This window comes from Campylobacter sp. BCW_6877 (genome assembly GCF_001762445.1).
Classification (GTDB): domain Bacteria; phylum Campylobacterota; class Campylobacteria; order Campylobacterales; family Campylobacteraceae; genus Campylobacter_D; species Campylobacter_D jejuni.
On record NZ_MJWW01000039.1, the window covers coordinates 1 to 3562 of the forward strand.

The 3562-nt window shown below is 25.7% G+C and carries 1 protein-coding gene; it reads right to left on the bottom strand.

Features of this window, described 5'->3' with window-relative positions; all coding sequences use genetic code 11:
- Positions 1-3402: hypothetical protein (locus AJ936_RS05405; RefSeq protein WP_070274154.1), on the bottom strand; the 3402-nt coding region annotated here is incomplete at its 3' end.
- Positions 3403-3562 lie beyond the last annotated feature (160 nt).

Here is a 3562-nt window from a genome sequence, read left to right on the forward strand (position 1 = left end):
TCTTTTCTCATCAATAATCAAATAAGACAAAAGTCTTTTTAAAAGAAATTCTTTATTTTCTTCAAGCTTTTGATCTATTTCATAATGAAAGGAAAAATGAGTGTCAAAAACTCCTGTGCAAAGATCTATGCCATAAAAAATTTTCTTTAAATCAAAGCTAATGAATTTCGAATTGATTGCAAAAGGATAAGTTACAAAATGATCTCTTATAACCGCTAAAGGAGAATCATCTTTAAAGGTGTAAAGCTGATAAACAATGCTTTCATATTGTTCTTGTAGGGCTTTAAAATTTGTTGGAAAGAGATAATTTAAAAAAATACCCACAAATTCTCCAGTCACAATAGAAGCAAGGTCAAGTTTATTTAGCTTAGCATAAGTATAAATAGTATATTTTTGAGTTTGTATATCCATGCTATGCATAAGAGCAATTTTAGATATATTGCTTTCTTGATTAGAGTATATAAATAATTGTTTCATATATTTATCACTCCAATAAATCTTAATTTGTTTTTCATTAAAGTATTCTTTTATCTTTGTGATAAATAGATTTAAACCGGATGTATTTTTTTGTATTATTAAATTGGATTTTATCTCTTGTGCTAAAATCATTTGGATTTTAGTATGAATTAATTCTTTTTCTATTTGCTGCAAGCGTGCTTTTATTATTAAATTAGATTTTATGTGTATATGATATATACTATTCTTTTTTGGAGGTGCAAAAATACCAAGCTGTTCTTTAAAAAATTCTTTAAATCCTTCTTTGTTTATTTTAATACAAGCTTGAATAACATATTCTATTGTTTTTAAAAAATTAAAATCCCACAACATTTGAGCTGTAAAGCTGATAAAAGGACTAGCACTTAATAAAATTTTTAACATCGCATAAGTAAATATTTCACTTGTTTTTTGTTCTTTTGCCTTATTTAAATATTCTTTTCCATACATCTGTTCCAAAAGCTTTGATAAATCTGATATTTGTTTCTCTATATCCATCCATGCAACAAAAGCTCGTTGCGTTTCTTCGTCTAAATTCATAAATTCTTTAATGCATTTTTGTTCATCTAAATGATACATTTGCTTTAATTTGATTATTTTTTTATCTAATGTATTTGTTGTATCTAAATCTTTTGATAATTCATTAAAAAAATCATCTATAGTTATCAAACTATCATTTTCCACAAAAGAATAATCTTTTTTGTCAAGTATTTTTAATAATTGCGATACAACTTCATATGCTGTAATATTTGTTGGCTCATTATTTACATATATTGGACATTCATCTGTCCATAAAACATAAGTTTCCTCTAAGTATTTTATATATACAAAATTACTGCCTCCATATTTTTTCAAATCCAAATTGATATTTGGAAAAATAAGCTTAGCTTGATACAAGACAAATGAAATAAATAAACATTCCATTAAAGAATAGTTCCCAAATGAAGATTTATCCGATTTTTCAAAAAACTCTTTTTTCAAAAAAGTTAAATATTGATGAGCTATCTTCTTTTCTTTTTCTATGATGGATTCTTTGGCTTCGTTTTGTTTAAAGAATTTTTTGATATAAAAATAAGGAAGCCATTTTTTATCATTTATTTTTTTATTGTAGTCAATATAAGCTAAAATGTTTATTCGTTCGCAATGTCGTAAATTTTCCGTCTTTTTTACTATTTCTATCATTGGCTCATTTTCTGATATTGCTAATTTTTCTTTAGCTGTTTTTGCGAATTCTGGTAGCTTCTGCGGTGTAGCAACAAAATTTGTTAAATATTTATAAACCTTTTGCATATCTTCATAAGCTTTTTTACTATTCTCATAAGCTTCTTTGGATATTTTCACAAAAGGGCTTAATTGTAAAATATAAGGTTCATTTTCATCTTGTGGCATTTCTATGCTATATTCGCTATAATCTCTTGTGCTGTCATAAGTTTTTTTTGAAGTATCAATATTTTTTTTAATTCTTCTGTATTTATCTTGTATATTATAGTTGGCGATTTCTTGAGTTAAACTTTCACTAAGTCCTGCATTGTATTTATTGGGGATATTTGAAATAATCAAATAATTTTTACTCATTTTAGTTGTATTTAAATCTATTTGTGCATTTTGATTTTTTTGTGCGAAAAATTCAGCTAGTTTACTTGAGTTAAAATTTGGACTTTCTATATAGGAAAAATAAATAAATTGTTTAATATCTTCTTGCAAATTCTTTAAAATAGCATTGTTTTTTAAATACAAATTAGATAATTTTTGCGTTGAAATGAAAGCGGGTAAATTGCTCGATTTTGAATCATTGGGTGTATTTTTATATCCCTTGTCTTTTTGTTCTGGGTTTAAAAAGATTTCACTAAAAATATTTTCAATGCTTTTTATTTCTTCGCTTAAAGTGATTTTATAAGCCAAATTCGAAGCGATATTGCTTTCATCACTTCCAAGATATAATCCAAAACCACTTAAATCAATAATTTCTTTTTTATTAATAATTAAAACACAAGATAACAAGCGAGAATTAATATAATGAATAAACATAGCACATCTAGTGGCTAAAAATGCGGCTAAAGTCGTTAAAAGTGTGCCATAATCTCTTTGAGCAAATTCATAATACTCGCTTGCAGAACCCATTAAAGAAAATAAACCAGCAGCCAAAATAGCTAATCCTGTCCCACCTGTAAGAACAGCTACCACTGTGACTATTGCAACACCCGCTATAGCACTTAGTATGATTTTAATTTTTTCATATTCTTTTTCTTCGGCAAGTTTTTTAATGTATTCTAACAACTCATTGATAAATTTTTCATAAGTATTTTTTAAAGTGGGACTTATGCTATTTTTGAAAAAATCCGATTCTATGACATTTCCAATCATTTCTAAAACTTTTTTCTTAAAATCATCAAATTTATCACTGCTTATATCATCAGGATCAATGTTTTCGATTAACTCGTCTAAGGTTGTTATATCTTCAGAATCTTTAGCTAGTTCTTTTAAAGTATTGATAAATTCGATACAAAGATTATTTTTATCTGTATGATAAAAAAGATTAAAATCTTTACCTTGTTTCTTGTCTTGAATTTCTTCTTCTAAGTCTTCTAAATAAACTTTAGTGCAAATTTCACTGCTTGATAAATCTTTTAAATTTACATTTTGTCCAGCATCAAGCTCATTAAGGGTATGGATATTTATTTCTATATTATTGTGATTATCACAAGTTTGTTTTAAAATTTCTAGTATTTCCATAGTCAATATTTGATTTTTAGATAGCATTTTTCTTTGATGAAAATCAATATTTTTTAATATAGCGTGTAAAATAGAAAAATTAGGATAAACAAAATCAATCTGTTTAACTTCTTTATTGTTGATTGTTAAATTTTTAATAGTTTGAATTAACTCTGTTTTAGAACTTATAAACATAAAAGATTCCTTATATAAAGCATTATTATATCATTTTTTATTTGCTAATATTTTTTGTCTCTCTATTAATCTCTCCTATCCACCTAAGCACATTGCCCTTATCATCAATCTCAACTTCTAAATCTTTGTATTTGTTGTAAAATTTAGGAGCTAAGATTTC